General features: G+C 72.3%; 19 protein-coding genes. 14 read left to right on the forward strand and 5 right to left on the reverse strand.

Features of this window, described 5'->3' with window-relative positions:
* The first annotated feature begins 98 nt into the window (after positions 1–98).
* Together PGH47_RS21695 and PGH47_RS21700 are read left to right on the forward strand one after the other, a co-directional pair.
* Complete coding sequence (locus PGH47_RS21695) at positions 99–914, forward strand: hypothetical protein (protein ID WP_271668115.1); 816 nt, start codon at positions 99–101, stop codon at positions 912–914.
* Positions 915–971: 57 nt separating this feature from the next.
* On the forward strand, positions 972–1,301 hold the full coding sequence (locus PGH47_RS21700; protein ID WP_271668116.1) for a rhodanese-like domain-containing protein: 330 nt from the start codon (positions 972–974) through the stop codon (positions 1,299–1,301).
* Positions 1,302–1,387: 86 nt separating this feature from the next.
* On the opposite strand, the gene PGH47_RS21705 is transcribed toward PGH47_RS21700, so the two are convergent.
* Complete coding sequence (locus PGH47_RS21705; protein ID WP_271664805.1) at positions 1,388–2,521, reverse strand: acyl-CoA dehydrogenase family protein; 1,134 nt, start codon at positions 2,519–2,521, stop codon at positions 1,388–1,390.
* 203 nt (positions 2,522–2,724) lie between these two features.
* Here PGH47_RS21705 and PGH47_RS21710 point away from each other — a divergent pair, with 203 nt between their 5' ends.
* The 3 genes from PGH47_RS21710 to PGH47_RS21720 are packed head-to-tail and all read left to right on the forward strand — an operon-like array spanning position 2,725 to position 5,494.
* Positions 2,725–3,528, forward strand: coding sequence for a DUF5819 family protein (locus PGH47_RS21710; RefSeq protein WP_271664806.1), 804 nt, complete (start codon positions 2,725–2,727; stop codon positions 3,526–3,528).
* On the forward strand, positions 3,525–4,751 hold the full coding sequence (locus tag PGH47_RS21715) for an HTTM domain-containing protein (RefSeq protein ID WP_271664807.1): 1,227 nt from the start codon (positions 3,525–3,527) through the stop codon (positions 4,749–4,751). Before PGH47_RS21710 ends, PGH47_RS21715 begins: the two co-directional genes overlap by 4 nt.
* On the forward strand, positions 4,748–5,494 hold the full coding sequence (locus PGH47_RS21720) for a TrmH family RNA methyltransferase (protein WP_271664808.1): 747 nt from the start codon (positions 4,748–4,750) through the stop codon (positions 5,492–5,494). Before PGH47_RS21715 ends, PGH47_RS21720 begins: the two co-directional genes overlap by 4 nt.
* Here PGH47_RS21720 and paaN read toward each other — a convergent pair.
* A complete protein-coding gene (gene paaN, locus PGH47_RS21725; protein WP_271664809.1) occupies positions 5,491–7,182 on the reverse strand; it encodes a phenylacetic acid degradation protein PaaN in 1,692 nt (563 codons plus the stop codon). The genes PGH47_RS21720 and paaN overlap by 4 nt on opposite strands.
* A 160-nt stretch (positions 7,183–7,342) precedes the next feature.
* Between paaN and PGH47_RS21730 the strand changes: the two genes are divergently transcribed.
* Genes PGH47_RS21730 through PGH47_RS21740 form a run of 3 tightly spaced genes read left to right on the forward strand, consistent with a single transcriptional unit; the run spans position 7,343 to position 9,738 of the window.
* Complete coding sequence (locus PGH47_RS21730) at positions 7,343–8,860, forward strand: 3-hydroxyacyl-CoA dehydrogenase (RefSeq protein WP_271664810.1); 1,518 nt, start codon at positions 7,343–7,345, stop codon at positions 8,858–8,860.
* Entirely contained in the window at positions 8,857–9,447 is a 591-nt protein-coding gene (locus PGH47_RS21735; protein ID WP_107904930.1) for a TetR/AcrR family transcriptional regulator, read from the forward strand. Before PGH47_RS21730 ends, PGH47_RS21735 begins: the two co-directional genes overlap by 4 nt.
* 36 nt (positions 9,448–9,483) lie before the next feature.
* Positions 9,484–9,738 carry a hypothetical protein gene (locus PGH47_RS21740; protein ID WP_271664811.1) on the forward strand — a complete coding sequence of 85 codons (255 nt, stop codon included), beginning with the start codon at positions 9,484–9,486 and terminating at the stop codon, positions 9,736–9,738.
* A gap of 15 nt (positions 9,739–9,753) precedes the next feature.
* Here the strand turns inward: PGH47_RS21740 and PGH47_RS21745 are convergent, their stop codons facing one another.
* Positions 9,754–10,239, reverse strand: a complete 486-nt coding sequence (locus tag PGH47_RS21745) for an Lrp/AsnC family transcriptional regulator (RefSeq protein WP_271668117.1) — start codon at positions 10,237–10,239, stop codon at positions 9,754–9,756.
* Positions 10,240–10,429: 190 nt separating this feature from the next.
* Here PGH47_RS21745 and pdhA point away from each other — a divergent pair, with 190 nt between their 5' ends.
* The 6 genes from pdhA to PGH47_RS21775 all read left to right on the forward strand — a co-directional run bounded on the left by pdhA (position 10,430) and on the right by PGH47_RS21775 (position 17,425).
* Entirely contained in the window at positions 10,430–11,566 is a 1,137-nt protein-coding gene (pdhA, locus tag PGH47_RS21750) for a pyruvate dehydrogenase (acetyl-transferring) E1 component subunit alpha (RefSeq protein ID WP_271664812.1), read from the forward strand.
* Positions 11,563–12,567, forward strand: a complete 1,005-nt coding sequence (locus PGH47_RS21755) for an alpha-ketoacid dehydrogenase subunit beta (RefSeq protein WP_030950496.1) — start codon at positions 11,563–11,565, stop codon at positions 12,565–12,567. The genes pdhA and PGH47_RS21755 overlap by 4 nt, the downstream gene beginning before the upstream one ends.
* On the forward strand, positions 12,567–13,901 hold the full coding sequence (locus PGH47_RS21760) for a dihydrolipoamide acetyltransferase family protein (RefSeq protein ID WP_271664813.1): 1,335 nt from the start codon (positions 12,567–12,569) through the stop codon (positions 13,899–13,901). Before PGH47_RS21755 ends, PGH47_RS21760 begins: the two co-directional genes overlap by 1 nt.
* A 67-nt stretch (positions 13,902–13,968) precedes the next feature.
* Positions 13,969–14,913: an NTP transferase domain-containing protein gene (locus PGH47_RS21765; RefSeq protein WP_271664814.1), complete on the forward strand. Its 945-nt coding sequence runs from the start codon at positions 13,969–13,971 to the stop codon at positions 14,911–14,913.
* Positions 14,910–16,319 (forward strand): molybdopterin molybdotransferase MoeA, encoded by a 1,410-nt coding sequence (locus PGH47_RS21770; protein WP_271664815.1) that lies wholly within the window; start codon positions 14,910–14,912, stop codon positions 16,317–16,319. The genes PGH47_RS21765 and PGH47_RS21770 overlap by 4 nt, the downstream gene beginning before the upstream one ends.
* A complete protein-coding gene (locus PGH47_RS21775; protein WP_271664816.1) occupies positions 16,316–17,425 on the forward strand; it encodes a potassium channel family protein in 1,110 nt (369 codons plus the stop codon). The genes PGH47_RS21770 and PGH47_RS21775 overlap by 4 nt, the downstream gene beginning before the upstream one ends.
* Before the next feature lie 13 nt (positions 17,426–17,438).
* Here the strand turns inward: PGH47_RS21775 and PGH47_RS21780 are convergent, their stop codons facing one another.
* Positions 17,439–18,287, reverse strand: coding sequence for an ABC transporter permease (locus PGH47_RS21780; protein WP_271664817.1), 849 nt, complete (start codon positions 18,285–18,287; stop codon positions 17,439–17,441).
* Positions 18,284–19,318, reverse strand: coding sequence for an ATP-binding cassette domain-containing protein (locus PGH47_RS21785; RefSeq protein WP_271664818.1), 1,035 nt, complete (start codon positions 19,316–19,318; stop codon positions 18,284–18,286). The genes PGH47_RS21780 and PGH47_RS21785 overlap by 4 nt, the downstream gene beginning before the upstream one ends.
* Between the last annotated feature and the right edge of the window lie 82 nt (positions 19,319–19,400).

A 19,400-nucleotide genomic window follows, 5' to 3' on the forward strand; every position in this document is an offset into this window, starting at 1 on the left:
CGGCCGGAGGAGCTGCGGATTCGGCCGATGAGGCGGTGGAGTCGGCTGAAGGAGCCGTGGAGTCGGCCGATGAAGCGGTGGCGGCCGTCGACGAAGCAGTGGCTGCCGCAGAGGATGCCGCGGCTGTGGAGGAACCGGCCGAGCGGCCCGAGGCGCGGTTGGAGCGGGCCGTGCGGGCCGCCGAGCAGGCGCTGATCGAGTACGAGATCGCGGTGGAGACCTTCCGGGTCGAGGTGGACAACTTCTCCCGGCTGCACCACCAGAAGCTCGGCCCGATGTACACCCGCCTCGACGAGCTGGACGCCCGGATCGCCGAGGCCGTGGCCGCCCGTACCGGTGACCCCGAGGACATCCGCAAGGCCGACGAGGCCCGTGCCCGGGTGATGCCGATGCCCGGCGTCGAGGAGCTGTTCCACGGCTGGATGGACGGCAACGGGCTGTTCCCGGAGGCCGCGGCGATGCTCACGGATCAGCCGGTACGGCCCCCGCAGCGGGTGCGCCCCAGCGACGAGGCCCGCAAGCTCTACCGCGAGCTGGCCCGCAAGGCCCACCCCGACCTCGCGCAGGAGGAAGCCGAGGGGGCCAGGCGCGAGGAGTTCATCACCCGCGTCAACGCCGCCTATGCCCGTGGCGACGAGGTGCTGCTTCGGGAGCTGGCCGAGGAGTGGGCCGCGGGGCCCGCGCCCAAGGAGCAGGGCCCGACTCCCAGCGAGGAGCTCTACGCCCGCCTCGAATGGCTGGCCCAGCGCAAGGAGATGCTCACGCTGGTCGCGAAGGACCTGGAGGAGAGCGCGATCGGCGCGATGCTCCGCCTGGCCCCGGACGACCCGGACCGTCTTCTCGACGAGATCGCCGAGCAGTTGCTGGCCCAGGTCGAGGCGCGGGAAGCGGAGCTGGCGGCATTGCTCGGCTAGCCGCCGGGTGACCCGTGCCCGTCAGGTAGCGTCGGAGTCATGAATTTCGGATCTGCGGTGCCCACCGTCGAGGTCACCGACCTCAAGGACGACGACTTCCTTCTGGACGTCCGTGAGGACGACGAATGGCGGGCGGGCCATGCCGATGGCGCACTGCACATTCCCATCAGCGAGTTCGTGGCCCGCTACGGCGAGCTGACCGAGGCCGCCCCGCAGGACGGCCGGGTCAACGTGATCTGCCGCTCCGGCGGCCGCTCGGCGCAGGTCGCGATGTACCTGGTCCAGCAGGGCATCGACGCCGTGAACGTCGACGGCGGCATGCAGGTGTGGGCGGCGGCCGGACGCCCCGTCGTGAACAACGAGGGCCAGCCCGGCTTCGTGCTCTAGGGCGCCCGGCTCAGTGATGTCGGGCGCCTGGCTCCGTGCTGTAGGGCGCCCGGCTTCCGCGGCGCGGGGCATCCGGCTCCCGCCCGTCAGCCCAGCGGATGCGCCGCCAGCAGATCTCCCAGGGCCTCCTCGTGTGCCGCTGCCGGGCCGAGTGTCAGTTCCAGGTGCTTGGCCCAGGCGTGGTACCGGTGCAGCGGGTAGTCGACGTCGGCGCCGAAGCCGCCGTGCAGATGCTGGGCGGTCTGCACGATCCGGCGTACGCCCTCCGAGGCCCAGATCTTGGCCACGGCCACGTCCCCGGAGGCCGGCAGTGCCCCCGATGCCCCCGAGGTGATCCGCCAGGCGGCCATCCACAGGGTGGCCTCCATCGCGCGCAGGTCGATGTAGCGGTCGGCGGACTGCACCGCGACCGCCTGGAACGTGGCGATGGGATGCCCGAACTGCTCCCGCTTGCTCGCGTACTCGGACGTCATCCCCAGCACCCGCTCCCCCAGCCCGAGCGCCAGCGCACACGTCCCCGTGGCCAGCAGCTCGCGCAGCCACTCCCACGCCCCCTCGGTGTCGATGACGTCCCGCGCCGTCAGCCGCACCGACTCCAGCCGCAGCTCCCCCAGCCGTTCCCCGCTGGTCGAGAACTGCTCGGCGAGCGAGACCCCCTCCGTATCGCGCGGCACCAGCGCGAGGACGGTCAGATCGGCGTCCGTACGGGCCGGCACGGCGACGAGATCGGCGTCGTACGCCCAGGCCACCGCGGTCTGCACCCCGTCAAGCACCCACCCGGAGCCGTCCCGTCGGGCGGTGGTGGCGAGCTCGGCCGGGTCATGGCCGGTGCGGCCGTGCGCGGCGACCGTCAGCACCAGCTCTCCGCGCCCGGCGCGGGCCAGCAGGTCGGCCCTCAGCTCCGGGCCGCCGTACGCCTGGACGGCGGCCATCGCGGCGCTGCTCTCCAGCAGGGGCACCCTGGCCAGCACCTTCGCCGATTCGCGCAGGACCTGGCACAGCGCGACGGCGTCGAGGCCCGCGCCGCCGTACTCCTCGGTGAGGAGCAGGCTCAGCAGGTCCGCGTCGGCGAGCCGGTCCCACAGGGGGCGGTCGAAGGTGTCGGCGACGGCGCCCGGGGTGAGCGCGGGAGAGGGCACGGCGTCCGGCGCGACCCCGGCGAACACTCCGCGCGCCGCCTCGGCCGCCGCCTGCTGCTCCTCGGTGAAGGTGAAGTCCACGGTCCCTGCCCTTCCACACCCACGGCGATCTGACGGTGCGTCAAGATAGAACAGGTTCTAGAAGAAGGGAATGGTCCCGTCGGCACCCCCGTAAGGTGTGGGCAACATCGGTCCGGCAGGGGCTGTGCCCGGCGGGTCGGCCTGAGTACCGTTCCCGTGCGAGCGCTGAGGCAGGACGGACCGGAATCGGGAATCGGGGCAGGATGGACGCGTACGACGCAGGCTCGGCCGCCCGGCACGGGCCGGACCGGGAGCCGCACCCGGTGCCGCCGCCCGCCCCGCCCGCCGAACCGTCGCTCGCCGTCCCGCCGCCGCCCGCGCTCGAACCCGAGGCCCGCGCCGGTGTGGCCGCCCTCTCGCTGCGGTACCAGATCGTCGCCGCGCTCGCCGTCGCGGTGGTGGCGATCGTCGTCTGTGTCCACACGGGGATGGTCTTCCTGCACGTCGCGCCGTCGAACACGGTCACCAAGAAACACGGCGGGGCGATCGACGACTGGATATACCCGGAGTTCGAGCAGAACTGGAAGCTGTTCGCCCCCAACCCGCTCCAGCAGAACATCGCGGTGCAGGTCAGGGCCCAGGTCGGCACAGGCGGCGACGGCACGCGCACGACCGGCTGGTACGACCTGTCCGCCCAGGACGGCGAGGCCATCGACGGCAATCTCCTGCCCAGCCACACCCAGCAGAACGAGCTGCGCCGGGCCTGGGACTTCTTCGTCGCCACGCACGACACCGAGAACCGGCCGGTGGGCCTTCGGGGCGCCCTGTCCGAGACGTATCTGCGGCGCATAGTGGAGCTGCGGCTCGACCGCGCGGACGCGGCAGGCGAGGGCGGCGTCGTCGAGCGCGTCCAGGTCCGCTCGCGCACCACCAACGTGCCCCCGCCGAAGTGGAGCCAGGAGCAGATCTCGGACAAGCCGAGCTACCGGGTGCTGCCCTGGTGGTCGGTGCCCGAGGACCGGGCCGCCGCCGACGCCGCCGGCATCGGCGCGGGAGGCACCCGGTGAACCGCTTCGCCCTCGCGGTCTCCTCCGCCATCGCCCGCGTGACGGAGTCCGCCCTCGGCCCGTATCAGACGGCCGTGATCCGTATCGGCTTCAGCGCGACCTGGCTGCTGTTCCTGCTGCGCGAGTTCCCGCACCGCCAGGAGCTGTACGGCCCCGACGGGCCCTGGGACTTCGACCTCGCCCAGCAGCTGATCGGGACGAACGGCTCCTTCACCGCGCTGATGTGGTTCCGCGGCGGGATCTGGTTCGAGACGGTGTACCTCTTCGCCGTCCTGACGGCTGTGCTGCTGCTGGCCGGCTGGCGCACCCGGGCGATGTCCGTGCTGTTCATGGTGGGCGTGCTCTCGCTCCAGAACCGGTCCATCTTCATGGGCGACGGCGGCGACAACGTCCTGCACCTGATGTGCGTCTACCTCGTCTTCACGCGCTGCGGTCAGGTCTGGTCGCTGGACGAGCGCCGGGCACGGCGCGCGCGTGAGGCACGCGCGAGTGGTGCGCGCGTGGCGCCGGACCGGGTGGGTCCGGCCCTGTGGAGCGTGTTCGGGTTCGTGCTGGTCGCGGTGACCGCGGCGGGCCGGCTCGACGGCGACCTGACCGTGCCGTTGATCCTGTGGATCAGCTGGCTGGCCCCGGCCGTGTGGTGGATCGTGGGCCGCCGCGCGCGGTCCGCCGAGCCCCGCATCCTGCTGGACGTCATCGGCAACGTCGTGCACAACGGCGCCCTGCTGGTGATCATGGCCGAGGCGTGTCTGATCTACGCCACCGCCGGCTGGTACAAGATCCAGGGTTCGCGCTGGCAGGACGGCACCGCCGTCTACTACCCGCTGCACCTCGACTACTTCTCGCCCTGGCCCGCGCTCGCCGACGTGCTGTCGTCCAGCGGCACCATGGTCATGCTGATCACCTACGGCACGGTCGTCGTGCAGGTCGCCTTCCCGTTCACGCTGTTCAACCGGCGGGTCAAGAACGTCCTGCTCGCGGCGATGATCACCGAGCACGCCGTGATCGCGGTCGTGCTCGGCCTGCCGTTCTTCTCCCTGGCGATGATCGCGGCGGACGCGGTGTTCCTGCCGACGTCGTTCCTGCGCCGGCTGGGCGATCTGGCCGCACGCGCGCGTGGCCGGCTGGCCGGGCTGGTGCGGCGCGGCGACTACCCGGTCAAGCCCCCGGCCCCGCGTAGCCCGGAGAACCCCGAGCAGGCGCACGTAGGCTCTTCGGCATGACCCTGGCCTCCTGGAACCGGCTCGCCGAGACCTCCGTCCTGCTCGACGGCTTCCACGCCCTCAAGCACGCCGTGCGCTTCGGCGCCGAGGTCCCGGTCGCGGTCGCCGTGGACCGGGAGGCCGCGCTGGCGCTCGCCGACGAGCTGGCGCCGGACGTACGGGACGCCCTGGACGCGCTCCTGACCGAGGTCCCGGAGTCGACGTACAAGTCCCTGGTGCCGCGCCCGCACCCCACGGCGGTGGCCGCCCTGGCGGTACGGCCGTCACGCGCCGCCGGCCTCGGCAGGCTGGCGCACACCCCGCGCACCGCCCCGGTCGTGGTCCTCGACAACCCCCGCAACCTCGGCAACGCGGGCGCCGTGATCCGTCTGGCCGCCGGTTTCGGGGTGACCGGAGTGGTCACCACCGGCACCCTCGACCCCTGGCACCCCACGGTCGTGCGCGGCGGTGCGGGACTGCACTTCGCGACGGTCGTGGAGCGGCTGGCGGTGCCGGAGCTGCCCCCGGGCCCGCTGTTCGCCCTCGACCCCGAGGGCGACGACATCCGGGGCGTGAAGCTCCCGGACGACGCCGTCCTCGCCTTCGGGTCGGAGCGCAGCGGCCTGTCGGCCGAACTGCGTGCGCGCACCGACCACTTGCTGTCCCTGCCGATGCGCCCCCAGGTCTCCAGCTACAACCTGGCGACGAGCGTCGCGATGACGCTGTACCACTGGAGTCTCACCGGGGGCGCCGCGCGGGCCTAGGCCTCCCGGCGCACCTCGACGACGCGGAACCGGTTGGCGACGAACGCCCCGTCGCACAGCGCGGAGTTGGCCGCCGGGTTGCCGCCCGACCCGTGGAAGTCGGAGAACGCGGCCGTCTGGTTGACGTACACGCCGCCCGTGAGGTTCAGCGACAGCTGGGCCGCCTCCTCCAGGCAGACCTCCTGGATCGCGCCCTCGACCTCGTCGTCGGTGGTGTACGCGCCGACGGTCATCGCGCCCTTCTCGCGCACCGTGCGCCGCAGCAGCTCCACCGCGTCGGCGGCCGAGTCCATCGCCACGGCGAACGACACCGGCCCGAAGCACTCGCTCATGTACGCGGCCTCGTCGTCCGGCTTGGCGCCGTCCAGCTTCACGATCACCGGCGTGCGGACGACCGCGTCCGGGAACTCGGGGTTGGCGATCTCCCGCGAGGCGAGGGCGACTTCGCCGAGCCCGGCAGCCGCCTCCAGGCGGGCCTTGACGTCGGGGTTGACGATCGCGCCGAGCAGCGCGTTCGCGCGGGCGTCGTCGCCGAGCAGGCCGTCGACCGCGCGGGCGAGGTCGGCGACGACCTCGTCGTAGGTCTTGGGGCCCTCGTCGGTGCGGATGCCGTCGCGCGGCACCAGGAGGTTCTGCGGGGTGGTGCACATCTGGCCGCTGTACAGGGACAGCGAGAAGGCCAGGTTGGACAGCATCCCCTTGTAGTCGTCGGTGGAGTCGACGATCACCGTGTTGACGCCGGCCTTCTCCGTGTAGACCTGCGCCTGGCGGGCGTTGGCCTCCAGCCAGTCGCCGAACACGGTCGAGCCGGTGTAGTCGATGATCCGGATCTCGGGGCGGGTCGCCAGGGTCTTGGCGATGCCCTCGCCGGGCCGCTCGGCGGCCAGCGCGACGAGGTTCGCGTCGAAGCCCGCCTCGGCGAGGACCTCGCGCGCGACCTGCACGGTGAGCGCGAGCGGCAGCACCGCGCGCGGGTGCGGCTTGACCAGGACCGGGTTGCCGGTGGCGAGGGAGGCGAACAGGCCCGGGTAGCCGTTCCAGGTCGGGAAGGTGTTGCAGCCGATGAGCAGGGCGGTCCCGCGCGGGACAGGTGTGAACTGCTTGGTCAGCGCGAGCGGGTCGCGCTTGCCCTGCGGCTTGGTCCACTCCGCGGTGTCGGGGGTGCGGACCTGCTCGACGTAGGCGTACGCCACCGCCTCCAGGCCGCGGTCCTGCGCGTGCGGGCCGCCCGCCTGGAACGCCATCATGAACGCCTGGCCGGAGGTGTGCATGACCGCGTGCGCGAACTCGTGCGTCCGGTCGCTGATCCGCTTGAGGATCTCCACACACACCACCGCGCGCATCTCAGCGCCCGCGTCGCGCCACGCGCGCCGGCCGGCCTGCATGGCGGGCAGCAGCGTGTCGATGTCGGCGTGCGGGTATTCGACGCCCAGCTCGATGCCGTACGGGGACGTCTCGCCGCTCACCCAGTCGTCGGTGCCGGGCTGGCCGAGGTCGAGGCGGTTGCCCAGGAGGGCGTCGAAGGCCGCCTTGCCCGCCGCCGCGTCCAGGCTGCCGTTCTCGCCGTAGGCCTTGGGGTGCTCGGGGTGCGGTGACCAGTACGCGCGTGTACGGATTGCTTCCAGCGCCTGGTCGAGGGTGGGCCGGTGCTTGGCGATCAGCTCGTGGGCGGTCAGTTCGGCGGCCATGCGGGACCAACTCCTTGATTCCAGAGCTCTCCGTCGAGCTCATGACCTGGGCAGAAACATGGGCAGGAACAGCCAGACAGAGTTAGAGTAACCGAACGATCGGTCGGTTCAAGGGGGTCCGCCGCATCTGTGGAAAACCCCGTGCGGGAGGATCGCGCACATGACAGCTCTCGACCTCAGCAGCCCCGTGGCCGTCGTCGGCACCGGCACCATGGGCCAGGGCATCGCCCAGGTCGCGTTGGTCGCCGGCCATCCGGTACGGCTGTACGACGCCGTTCCCGGGCGCGCGCAGGCGGCGGCGGACGCGATCGGCGCCCGTCTGGACCGGCTCGTCGCCAAGGACCGCCTCACCGGCGCCGACCGCGACGCGGCACGTGCCCGGCTGCTGCCCGCCGAGTCCCTCGCCGAGCTCGCGGACTGCGCCCTGGTCGTCGAGGCCGTCCTGGAGCGCCTCGACGTCAAGCAGGAGCTGCTGCGCGAGCTGGAGGGCGTCGTCGACGAGGACTGCCTGCTCGCCACCAACACCTCGTCCCTGTCGGTCACGGCCATCGGCGGTGCCCTCGCGAACCCGGGCCGCTTCGTCGGCCTGCACTTCTTCAACCCCGCGCCGCTGCTGCCGCTGGTCGAGGTCGTCTCCGGGTTCGCCACCGACGTCACGTCGGCCACACGCGCGTACGAGACGGCACGGGCCTGGGGCAAGACGCCGGTGGCCTGCGCCGACACCCCCGGCTTCATCGTCAACCGCATCGCCCGGCCCTTCTACGCCGAGGCCTTCGCGGTCTACGAGGCGCAAGGAGCGGATCCGGCCACCATCGACGCGGTGCTGCGCGAGTGCGGCGGCTTCAAGATGGGCGCCTTCGAGCTCACCGACCTGATCGGGCAGGACGTCAACGAGTCCGTCACGCACTCCGTGTGGCAGGCCTTCTTCCACGACGTGCGCTTCACGCCCTCGCTCGCCCAGCGCCGCCTGGTCGAGTCGGGCCGGCTCGGCCGCAAGAGCGGGCACGGCTGGTACGACTACGCGGAGGACGCCGAGCGGGACGAGCCGCACACCGCCGAGAAGCGGCAGCAGCCCGCCTACGTCGTCGCCGAGGGCGACCTTGGCCCCGCCTCCGAGCTCCTTTCGCTGATCCGCGAGGCGGGCATCCCGGTGCGCGAGGAGGAAGAGGACCACGGCACGCGTCTGGTGCTGCCGAGCGGCGGCCAGCTGGCGCTCGCCGACGGCCAGACGTCGGTGGAGTTCCGGGACGTCGTGTACTTCGACCTCGCCTGCGACTACCGCCGTGCCACCCGGATCGCGCTGTCCGCCTCGCAGGACACCGCGCCGCAGACCCTCACCGAGGCCATCGGCCTGTTCCAGGCGCTCGGCAAGGACGTCAGCGTCATCGGCGACGTCCCCGGCATGATCGTCGCCCGCACGGTCGCCCGGATCGTCGACCTGGCGCACGACGCCGTCGCCAAGGGCGTGGCCACCGTGGAGGACATCGACACCGCGATGCGGCTCGGCGTGAACTACCCCATGGGGCCCTTCGAATGGAGCCGCCGCCTGGGCCGCGGCTGGGCCTACGACCTGCTGGACGAGCTGCACGTGCGCGAGCCCTCCGGCCGCTACGCGCCGTCTCTCGCGCTCTACCGCCACGCGTACGCCTCCGACAAGCGGGAGGGCAGCACCTCATGACCACCGCCAAGCGCGACACGTACACCCCGGAGACGCTGCTCTCCGTCGCCGTGCAGGTCTTCAACGAACGCGGCTACGACGGCACCTCCATGGAGCACCTGTCCAGGGCGGCCGGCATCTCCAAGTCGTCGATCTACCACCACGTCACGGGCAAGGAGGAGCTGCTGCGCCGCGCTGTCAGCCGTGCCCTGGACGGGCTCTTCGGCATCCTCGACGAGGAGCACGCGCGCGTGGGGCACGCCGCGGACCGCCTGGAGTACGTCGTCCGGCGCATGGTCGAGGTGCTGATAGCCGAGCTGCCGTACGTGACGCTGCTGCTGCGGGTGCGTGGCAACACCGACACCGAGCGCTGGGCCCTTGAGCGGCGCCGCGACTTCGACCACCAGGTGGCAGCGCTGCTGAAGGCCGCCGCCGCCGAGGGCGAGGTCCGCGGCGATGTCGAGGTCCGCCTGGCCACACGGCTCGTCTTCGGCATGGTCAACTCCATCGTGGAGTGGTACCGCCCGGACGGCCGCGGGATGAACGAACGCGAGGTCGCCGAGACGGTGGTCCGCCTGGTCTTCGGGGGCCTGCGCAGGGCGAGCTGAACCCCGCCCGCGGCGGCTGGGCGTGAGTACGCGCGCGTGGCGGTGACGAGTACGGCCGCGGATGTCACGGCTGGTCGGCGGGTGGGGGCGTCGAGGACGCCCGAGGACGCCCTGGGGTTCCACGGCGGGGTGGTCCACTGGGGGTTCGGTCTGCTCGTGCTCGCCTGGCTGCTGCCGCATCGGCGATCCCTGCGAACCGCGCGCCTGGCGGCGGCTGTGACGGGGCTCGTCTGCGTGCTGCTCCCGCTGGCCCTGATGCTGCTGATCGGCCTGGTGACGGCCTCCGCCTGAGGGGCCGCGGTCGGCTCAGCCCTGGGGCTCCAGGTCCTCCTCCTCGAAGACCAGCAGGGTGCGGGAGCTGAGGACCTCGGGGATGCTCTGGAGGCGGGTGAGGACCAGTTCGCGCAAGGAGCGGTTGTCCGGGGTGTGCACCAGGAGCAGGACGTCGAAGTCGCCGCCCACCAGGGCGATGTGCGAGGCGCCGGGCAGTTGGCGCAGCTGTTCGCGGACCGTGCGCCAGGAGTTCTGGACGATCTTCAGGGTGATGTACGCGGATGTGCCCTGGCCTGCACGTTCGTGGTTGACGCGGGCGCCGAAACCACGGATGACGCCGTCCTCGATGAGGCGGTTGATGCGGGCGTAGGCGTTGGCGCGCGAGACATGGACCCGTTCGGCGACCGAGCGTATGGACGCGCGGCCGTCCGCCTGGAGCATCTGGAGGATGTCCTGATCTATGGCGTCGAGCGGCCGGGCCGGCGGCAGGGGGATTCCGTCGTCCGGGCCTTCGGCCATTTGTTCAGGCGCCATGTCCCCCCACCATCCTTCCGTGGACGTACTGCGTTCATTGGAGGCTGTGGAGAACCGTTTGTCCACAGCCTCGGGGGGCCTGTAGCCAAAATGTGCCAACGACCGAACAATCGGTAGGTGAGGCGCATCACAGGAGCCGCGCCTCCCGTAGCCACTCCCACGAGGAGGTGCCGTCATGACGGTCATGGAGCAGCGAGGCGCGTATCGGCCATCGCCGCCGCCCGCCTGGCAGCCCCGTATGGACCCCGCGCCGCTGCTGCCCGACGCAGAGCCCTACCGCGTCCTCGGGACGGAGGCGGCCGCGAAGGCCGACCCCGACCTGCTGCGCCGGCTCTACGCCGAGCTGGTGCGGGGCCGCAGGTACAACGTGCAGGCGACCGCGCTCACCAAGCAGGGCCGCCTCGCCGTCTACCCGTCCAGCACCGGCCAGGAGGCCTGCGAGGTCGCCGCCGCACTGGCCCTTGAGGAGCGCGACTGGCTCTTCCCGAGCTACCGCGACACCCTCGCGGCCGTCGCACGCGGCGTGGACCCCGTCGACGCCCTGACCCTGCTGCGCGGCGACTGGCACACCGGCTACGACCCGCACGAGCACCGCGTGGCCCCCCTGTGCACGCCGCTCGCCACCCAGCTTCCGCACGCCGTCGGCCTCGCCCACGCCGCCCGCCTCAAGGGCGACGACGTGGTCGCGCTCGCCCTGGTCGGCGACGGCGGCACCAGCGAGGGCGACTTCCACGAGGCGCTGAACTTCGCCGCCGTGTGGCAGGCCCCGGTCGTCTTCCTGGTCCAGAACAACGGCTTCGCCATCTCCGTCCCGCTCGCCAAGCAGACCGCGGCCCCGTCGCTGGCCCACAAGGCCGTCGGCTACGGCATGCCCGGCCGCCTGGTCGACGGCAACGACGCGGCCGCCGTGCACGAGGTCCTCGCCGACGCCGTACGGCAGGCCCGCGCGGGCGGCGGTCCCACCCTGATCGAGGCGATCACCTATCGCATCGACGCCCACACCAACGCCGACGACGCGACCCGCTACCGCGGCGACTCCGAGGTGGAGACCTGGCGCGGGCACGACCCGATCGCGCTCCTGGAGCACGAGCTGACCGAGCGGGGTCTGCTCGACGACGCCGGCAGGCAGGCCGCCCGCGACGCCGCCGAGGCCATGGCCGCCGACCTGCGCGAACGCATGAACCAGGACCCGGTGCTCGACCCGATGGACCTGTTCGACCACGTCTACGCCGAGCCCACCCAGCAACTGCGCGAACAGCGGGCCCAGTTGCAGGCGGAGCTGCACGCCGAGTCCGAGGGGTCGCACCGATGACCACCGTCGCCGTCAAGCCGGCCACCATGGCGCAGGCCCTCACGCGCGCGCTGCGCGACGCCATGGCCGCCGACCCGTCCGTGCACGTCATGGGCGAGGACGTCGGCACCCTCGGTGGCGTCTTCCGCGTCACCGACGGACTCGCCAAGGAGTTCGGCGAGGACCGCTGCACCGACACCCCGCTGGCCGAGGCGGGCATCCTCGGCACGGCCGTCGGCATGGCCATGTACGGGCTGCGCCCGGTCGTCGAGATGCAGTTCGACGCCTTCGCCTACCCGGCGTTCGAGCAGCTGATCTCGCACGTCGCGCGCATGCGCAACCGCACCCGCGGCAGGATGCCGCTCCCGATCACCATCCGGGTGCCCTACGGCGGCGGGATCGGCGGCGTCGAGCACCACAGCGACTCGTCCGAGGCGTACTACATGGCGACTCCGGGGCTCCATGTCGTCACGCCCGCGACCGTCGCCGACGCCTACGGCCTGCTGCGCGCCTCCATCGCCTCCGACGACCCGGTCGTCTTCCTGGAGCCCAAGCGTCTGTACTGGTCGAAGGACTCCTGGAACCCCGAGGACCCGCAGACCGTTGAACCGATCGGCCGTGCGGTGGTGCGGCGCTCCGGCCGGAGCGCCACGCTCATCACGTACGGTCCGTCCGTGCCCGTCTGCCTCGAAGCCGCCGAGGCGGCGCGGGAGGAGGGCTGGGACCTGGAGGTCGTCGACCTGCGCTCGCTGGTGCCGTTCGACGACGACACGGTCACCGCCTCCGTACGGCGGACCGGACGGGCGGTCGTCGTGCACGAGTCGGGCGGGTTCGGCGGACCGGGAGGGGAGATCGCGGCCCGGATCACGGAGCGCTGCTTCCACCACCTGGAGGCGCCGGTGCTGCGTGTGGCCGGGTTCGACATCCCCTATCCGCCGCCGATGGTGGAGCGTCACCACCTGCCCGGCGTGGACCGGATCCTGGACGCCGTGGGGCGTCTGCAGTGGGAGGCCGAGAGCTGATGGCACAGGTGCTCGAGTTCAAGCTCCCCGACCTCGGGGAGGGGCTCACCGAGGCGGAGATCGTGCGCTGGCTGGTCCAGGTCGGCGACGTCGTCGCGATCGACCAGCCGGTCGTCGAGGTCGAGACGGCCAAGGCGATGGTCGAGGTCCCCTGCCCCTACGGCGGCGTCGTCACGGCCCGCTTCGGCGAGGAGGGCACCGAACTGCCCGTTGGGGCGCCGCTGATCACGGTGGCCGTCGGCGCGTCGGCCGGCGACGGCGAGAGCGAGGGCTCCGGGAACGTCCTGGTGGGCTACGGCACCTCCGAGGCACCCGCGCGCCGCAGAAGGGTGCGGCCCGGGGAGCCGGTGTCCGCCAACGGGGACGCCGTCGCCAGGGAAGTGGCGGAGGGACCCGTGCCGGTCATCTCCCCGCTGGTGCGCCGCCTCGCCCGCCAGAACGGCCTGGACCTGCGGGAGCTGCACGGCTCCGGGCCGGACGGGCTGATCCTGCGGGCCGACGTCGAGTACGCGCTGCGGGCCGCCCAGGTGCACGGGCGGACCGTGCAGCCGGTGGCCGAGCCGCGCACCCAGGTGGCACCGCCGGCCCCGGCGCCCGCCGCCGTACCGGCCGCGCCGACCCCCGTCCGCTCCTCCGCCCCCGCCGGCGGCATCCGCATCCCCCTCAAGGGCGTCCGCGGTGCCGTCGCCGACAAGCTCTCCCGCAGCCGCCGGGAGATCCCGGACGCGACCTGCTGGGTGGACGCCGACGCGACGGAGCTCATGCGGGCACGGGCCGCGATGAACGCCGCCGGGGGACCGAAGATCTCCCTCCTCGCCCTGCTGGCCCGCATCTGCACCGCCGCCCTGGCCCGCTTCCCCGAGCTCAACTCCACCGTCGACATGGAGGCCAGGGAGGTCGTCCAGCTCGACCAGGTGCACCTCGGCTTCGCCGCGCAGACCGAGCGGGGACTCGTCGTCCCGGTGGTGCGGGACGCGCACGCACGGGACGCGGAGTCGCTGACCGCGGAGTTCGCCCGGCTCACCGAGGCGGCCCGCACGGGCACCCTCACCCCGGCCGAACTCACCGGCGGCACCTTCACGTTGAACAACTACGGCGTGTTCGGCGTCGACGGCTCCACGCCGATCATCAACCACCCCGAGGCCGCCATGCTCGGCGTCGGCCGCATCATCCCCAAGCCGTGGGTGCACGAGGGCGAACTGGCCGTGCGCCGGCTCGTCGAGCTCTCGCTCACCTTCGACCACCGGGTCTGCGACGGCGGCACGGCGGGCGGCTTCCTGCGGTACGTGGCGGACTGCGTCGAACAGCCGGCGGTGCTGCTGCGCACACTCTGACCCAGCCGTCGCGGTCGGCTGCTTCCCCCACGTTCCCTGTGATCGCCGGGGCACGCATACTCGGGGGATGACCGCGTACGAACCGACGGGCGCGCAGGGCGCCGCCGCTGCCGGACAGGACGTCGCGCACGACGCCGTCGTCCTCGCCGGCGGTGCCGCGCGGCGGCTCGGCGGCGTGGACAAACCCGCCGTCAGCGTCGGCGGGCGCCCGCTGCTCGACCGGGTGCTCGCCGCCTGCGCCGACGCGCGCGCCACCGTCGTCGTCGCCGACCCCCGGCCCACCGCACGGCCGGTGACCTGGGCCCGCGAGGACCCGCCCGGCGGCGGCCCGCTGGCCGCCCTCGACGCCGGCATCCGTCACACCACGGCCGAGTCCGTCCTCGTCCTCTCGGCCGATCTGCCGTTCCTCGACGAGGACACGGTCCGGCGGCTGCTGGCCGCCCTGCGCACCGGTGGCGCCGACGGCGCACTGCTCACCGACGCCGACGGCCGCGACCAGCCCCTCGTCGCCGCGTACCGCGCGTCCGCGCTGCGCCGCGAACTGGCCGCGCTCGCCCACGAGCACGACGGCCTCAGCGGCCTCCCCCTGCGCCGGCTGACCGGCGCGCTCGACCTCACCCGCGTCCCCGACCCCGTCGCGTCCTTCGACTGCGACACCTGGGACGACATCGCCACCGCCAGGGCACGCATCAGGGAGCATGGGCACGTGTTGGATGAATGGATTTCCGCAGTCAAGGACGAACTCGGCATCGACCTCGACGTCGACATCAAGGTGCTGCTGGACCTCGCCCGCGACGCCGCCCACGGCGTGGCACGGCCCGCGGCCCCACTGACCACGTTCCTCGTCGGATACGCGGCGGCACAGGCCAAGGGCGGCGAAGGCGGCCCCGAGGCGGTCGCCGAGGCCGCCCGCAAGGCCGCCGCTCTCGCCCTGCGCTGGGCCGAGGAGGCCGCCGCGGCCGAGTCCGACGCCCCCGACGCCACTCCCGAGACCCGGCCGGACGCCGGATGACCGCCCGCGGCATCCGCACCGACGGGGACGCCGAGGACCTCGACGTCGAGGAGGTGCTCGCCCTCGTGAACGAAGACAACGGTCACCGCGCGTCCGGCGACCACGCCCCCGCACCCGCCCCGCAGCCCCGGGGCGCGCGCAAGCCGGACCGGGACGGCCCCGACCGCCGGCACGGCGACAACCCCGACCGCCACCACCGGGCCACCCCCTGGCCCGAGGCCCGCGAGATCGCCGCCCACGCCGCCCTCAAAGCCACCCGGGCCGCCCGCCGTGCCCCCGTCTCCGTCCCCCTCGACGCCGCCCTCGGCCTCACCCTGGCCGCCCCGCTCACCGCCCTGACCGACCTGCCCTCCTTCGACACCTCGGCCATGGACGGCTGGGCGGTCGCCGGCCCCGGCCCCTGGGCCGTACGGGAAGAGGGCGTCCTGGCCGGGCACGCCGAGCCCGAAACGCTCACCGACGGCGAGGCCGTCCGGATCGCGACCGGAGCCCGCATCCCTCTGGACACCACCGCGGTCCTGCGCAGCGAGCACGGCCGCACCGACATCAAGGGCCAGCTGCACGCCACCCGGGAGATCCAGCACGGCCAGGACATCCGCTCCCGTGGCCAGGAGTGCCGCAACGGCGACCAACTCCTCCCCGTGGGCACCCTGGTGACGCCGGCCGTGCTCGGACTGGCGGCAGCCGCCGGATACGACACCGTCACCGCCGTACCCCGACCCCGCGTCGAAGTCCTCGTCCTCGGCGACGAGTTGCTCTCCGAAGGGCTCCCGCACGACGGTCTCATCCGTGATGCCCTCGGCCCGATGCTGCCGCCGTGGCTGCGCGCGCTCGGCGCCGAGGTCACCTCCGTGCGCCGGCTCGGCGACGACGCAAAGGCCCTGCACAAGGCCCTCACCAAGTCCGGCGCCGACCTCATCGTCACCACCGGCGGCACCGCGGCCGGCCCCGTCGACCATGTCCACCCCACGCTGGAGCGCATCGGCGCCGAACTCCTGGTGGACGGCGTCAAGGTGCGGCCAGGCCACCCCATGCTGCTGGCCCGCGTCAAGGAGGACCAGCACCTCGTCGGACTGCCCGGCAACCCGCTCGCCGCCGTCTCCGGACTGCTCACGCTCGCCGAGCCCATGCTGCGCACCCTCGGCGCCCGCCCGGCCCCGGAGCCGTACACGATGCCCCTGAAGGACGCGGCGCACGGGCATCCGTACGACACCCGGCTCATCCCGGTCGTGCTGCGCGGTGACCATGCCGTGCCGCTGCACTACCAGGGCCCGGCCATGCTGCGGGGCATGGCGGCGGCCGATGCCGTGGCCGTCGTACCGCCGGGCGGCGCACGCGCCGGTCAGGAGACCGAACTGCTCGACCTGCCCTGGGCGAGCGCCGGTATCGAGGTGTGTTTCACGTGAAACTTCCGGGCCAGGACGCGATCGCCCGCCGTGCGGACGAGAGAGTCGCGACCTATCGGGTCAGGCTCCCGAAGAAGATAGTGGAGCACCCGTTCCGCCAGGTCGCCAAGCGGGTACTGCTGGCGCTGTCGCTGCTCGTGGCGGCCGCCCTGATCGTCTACGCCGACCACGACGGCTACAACGACAGCTCGGACGGCTCCGTCGATCTCCTCGACGCCTTCTACTACGCCACCGTCAGCCTCTCCACCACCGGATACGGCGACATCACCCCGGTCAGCGACGGCGCCCGGCTGACCAATATCTTCGTCATCACGCCGATGCGTGTGCTGTTCCTGATCATCCTGGTCGGCACCACGCTCGAGGTCCTCACCGAACGGACCCGGGAGGAATGGCGTCTGACCCGCTGGAGGTCCACCTTGCGTGACCACACCGTCGTCGTCGGCTTCGGCACGAAGGGACGTTCGGCGATCCAGACCGTCTGTGCCACGGGCCTGAGGCGGGACCAGGTCATCGTGGTCGATGCGAGTTCCAAGGTGATCGACGCGGCCGTCGCGGACGGGTACGCGGGGGTCACCGGCGACGCGACGCGCAGCGACGTCCTGAAGCGGGCCGAGGTGCACAAGGCCCGGAAGATCATCATCGCGACCCAGCGGGACGACACGGCCGTACTGGTGACGCTGACGGCCCGGCAGCTCAACCGGGGCGCGAAGATCGTGGCCGCGGTCCGCGAGGAGGAGAACGCGCCGCTGCTGAAGCAGTCCGGCGCCGACGCGGTCATCACCAGCGCCAGCGCGGCCGGGCGGCTGCTGGGTCTGTCGGTGCTCAGCCCCGCCGCGGGCATGGTCCTCGAAGACCTGATCCACCAGGGCAGCGGGCTCGACATCATCGAACGGCCCGTCATAAAGGCCGAGGTGGGCAGGACCCCGCGGCAGATCGAGGACCTGGTCGTCAGTGTCATCCGCGGGCACCGGGTGCTCGGCTACGACGATTCGGCCGTCGGGACACTGGAGTTGACCGACCGGCTCATCACCATCGTGCGGGCGTCGCCGGCCATCCAGGTGACACCTGACGACCGGCGACTGCCCCCGGGGATGAAGCCCATCTGACGGACCCACCGCCCTACTTGCGGTTGTACAGCCGCATCGTGATCGGCCCGAAGACCAGCACGAACAGGGCCGCCCAGCCCACCGACCAGGCGACCTCGTCGGCCGGCCAGTCGCCGGCCATCAGCCCGCGCACGGCCGAGGCCAGATGTGTGATCGGGCTGTTGTTCACGAACGCCTGGAGCCAGCCCGGCATGGTCTTCGGGTCGACGAAGACGTTGGACAGGAAGGTCAGCGGGAAGATCACCATCATGCTGACGCCCATCACCGACTTCTCGGAGCGCAGCATCAGCCCGAACATCGTCCAGATCCATGAGAACGCGAACGAGAAGGCCACCAGCAGCGCGATCCCGGCGAGCACTCCGGCCACGCCGCCGTCCGGGCGGTAGCCCAGGATGATCCCGACGGTGAGCATCACGATGGAGGCGATGGTGTAGCGCAGGGCGTCGCCCAGCAGATAGCCGACCATCGTCGACGGCCGCCAGATCGGCAGCGAACGGAACCGGTCGAAGACGCCCTTCTCGATGTCGGTGTTCACCGAGACGCCCGTGTACATCGTGATCATCACGACCGACATCACCAGGATGCCCGGCAGCAGGAACTGGATGTACTCCTTCGGGGACCCGGCCAGGGCGCCCCCGAACAGGTACGTGTACATCAGCACCATCATGATCGGGAACGCGGTGACGTCGAAGAGCTGCTCCGGCACATGCTTGATCTTCAGGATCGCCCGCCAGCCGAAGGTCATGGAGGCCGAGAGGGCGCTGGGCCGCGGCGGGCGCTCCTTGGCGACGAGCAGCGCGGCGAGCGACTCGGCGCTGACGGGGGCGAGGTCCTTGCTCTCGGTCTGCGTCACGGTGCTCATGCCGTCACCTCGTCCTTGTCGGCGTCCGTCTTGCGGGTCTGGTGTCCGGTCTTGTGGGTGTCGTGTCCGGTCAGGGCGAGGAACACCTCGTCCAGGCTGGGCTGGCCCAGCGAGAAGTTGTCGACGGTGATGCCGGTGCGGGCGAGCTCGGCGAGCGCGCGGCCCGCCTGTTCCGCCGCGCCCCGACCGTTCGCGCTGCCCGAACCGACGCGGGCGGTGAGCGCCACGGGGTCGGCTTCCAGCTGCACGTCCGCGTCCAGCGCCAGCCGCAGCACCCGCTCGGCCTCCGGCCGCTGCTCCGGGTCACGCAGCCGCAGATGGACGGAGCCGGCGCCGACGGACGCCTTCAGCTCGCCCTTGGTCCCCTCCGCGATCACCTTGCCCTGGTCGATGACGGCGATCCGGGAGGCCAGCTGGTCGGCCTCGTCGAGGTACTGCGTGGTCAGCAGCACGGTGGTGCCCTGGGCGACGACCGCGCGCACGATGTCCCACACCTGGTTGCGGCTGCGCGGGTCGAGGCCGGTCGTCGGCTCGTCCAGGAAGAGCAGGTCGGGGGTGTTCAGGATGGAGGCGGCGATGTCGATACGGCGGCGCATACCGCCGGAGTAGTTCTTGACCTGCTTCCCGGCCGCGTCGGTCAGCCCGAAGGCCTCCAGCAGCTGTCCGGCGCGCTCCCGCGCGGCGGGCTTGCCGTGGCCGAGGAGGCGGGCCAGCAGGACCAGGTTCTCGGTGCCGGTGAGGTCCTCGTCCACGGAGGCGTACTGCCCGGTGAGGCTTACGCGCCCGCGTACCGCGTCGGCCTCGCGGACGACGTCGTGCCCGAAGACATGGGCCTCTCCGCCGTCGGGCCGCAGCAGGGTGGCGAGCATCTTCACCGTGGTGGTCTTGCCGGCGCCGTTCGGGCCGAGGACGCCGTAGACCGTGCCGGCCGGAACCGCGAGGTCCACGCCGTCGACGGCCCGTGTCTCACCGAATGTCTTCACCAGGCCCGCGGTCTCGATCGCGAGACCGGACGTCGTCTGCGTGCTCATGCTTTCGGGTTCCTTCCGGATGGTCCTTCCGCGTTCTTGGGCTACGCATGGGGAGACCTTTACGGTCGCGCAAACTCATCGG

The sequence above is a fragment of the Streptomyces sp. HUAS 31 genome, assembly GCF_028198125.1.
Lineage (GTDB): Bacteria > Actinomycetota > Actinomycetes > Streptomycetales > Streptomycetaceae > Streptomyces > Streptomyces chartreusis.

Excerpts from the sequence above, each read along its gene's own strand:
- pdhA (WP_271664812.1), top strand. The coding sequence starts at position 10,430 with ATGACGGTCATGGAGCAGCGAGGCGCGTATCGGCCATCGCCGCCGCCC.
- paaN (WP_271664809.1), bottom strand. The coding sequence starts at position 7,182 with ATGGCCGCCGAACTGACCGCCCACGAGCTGATCGCCAAGCACCGGCCC.
- PGH47_RS21780 (WP_271664817.1), bottom strand. The coding sequence starts at position 18,287 with ATGAGCACCGTGACGCAGACCGAGAGCAAGGACCTCGCCCCCGTCAGC.
- PGH47_RS21765 (WP_271664814.1), top strand. The coding sequence starts at position 13,969 with ATGACCGCGTACGAACCGACGGGCGCGCAGGGCGCCGCCGCTGCCGGA.
- PGH47_RS21770 (WP_271664815.1), top strand. The coding sequence starts at position 14,910 with ATGACCGCCCGCGGCATCCGCACCGACGGGGACGCCGAGGACCTCGAC.
- PGH47_RS21785 (WP_271664818.1), bottom strand. The coding sequence starts at position 19,318 with ATGAGCACGCAGACGACGTCCGGTCTCGCGATCGAGACCGCGGGCCTG.
- PGH47_RS21745 (WP_271668117.1), bottom strand. The coding sequence starts at position 10,239 with ATGGCCGAAGGCCCGGACGACGGAATCCCCCTGCCGCCGGCCCGGCCG.
- PGH47_RS21730 (WP_271664810.1), top strand. The coding sequence starts at position 7,343 with ATGACAGCTCTCGACCTCAGCAGCCCCGTGGCCGTCGTCGGCACCGGC.
- PGH47_RS21760 (WP_271664813.1), top strand. The coding sequence starts at position 12,567 with ATGGCACAGGTGCTCGAGTTCAAGCTCCCCGACCTCGGGGAGGGGCTC.
- PGH47_RS21720 (WP_271664808.1), top strand. The coding sequence starts at position 4,748 with ATGACCCTGGCCTCCTGGAACCGGCTCGCCGAGACCTCCGTCCTGCTC.
- PGH47_RS21755 (WP_030950496.1), top strand. The coding sequence starts at position 11,563 with ATGACCACCGTCGCCGTCAAGCCGGCCACCATGGCGCAGGCCCTCACG.
- PGH47_RS21735 (WP_107904930.1), top strand. The coding sequence starts at position 8,857 with ATGACCACCGCCAAGCGCGACACGTACACCCCGGAGACGCTGCTCTCC.
- PGH47_RS21710 (WP_271664806.1), top strand. The coding sequence starts at position 2,725 with ATGGACGCGTACGACGCAGGCTCGGCCGCCCGGCACGGGCCGGACCGG.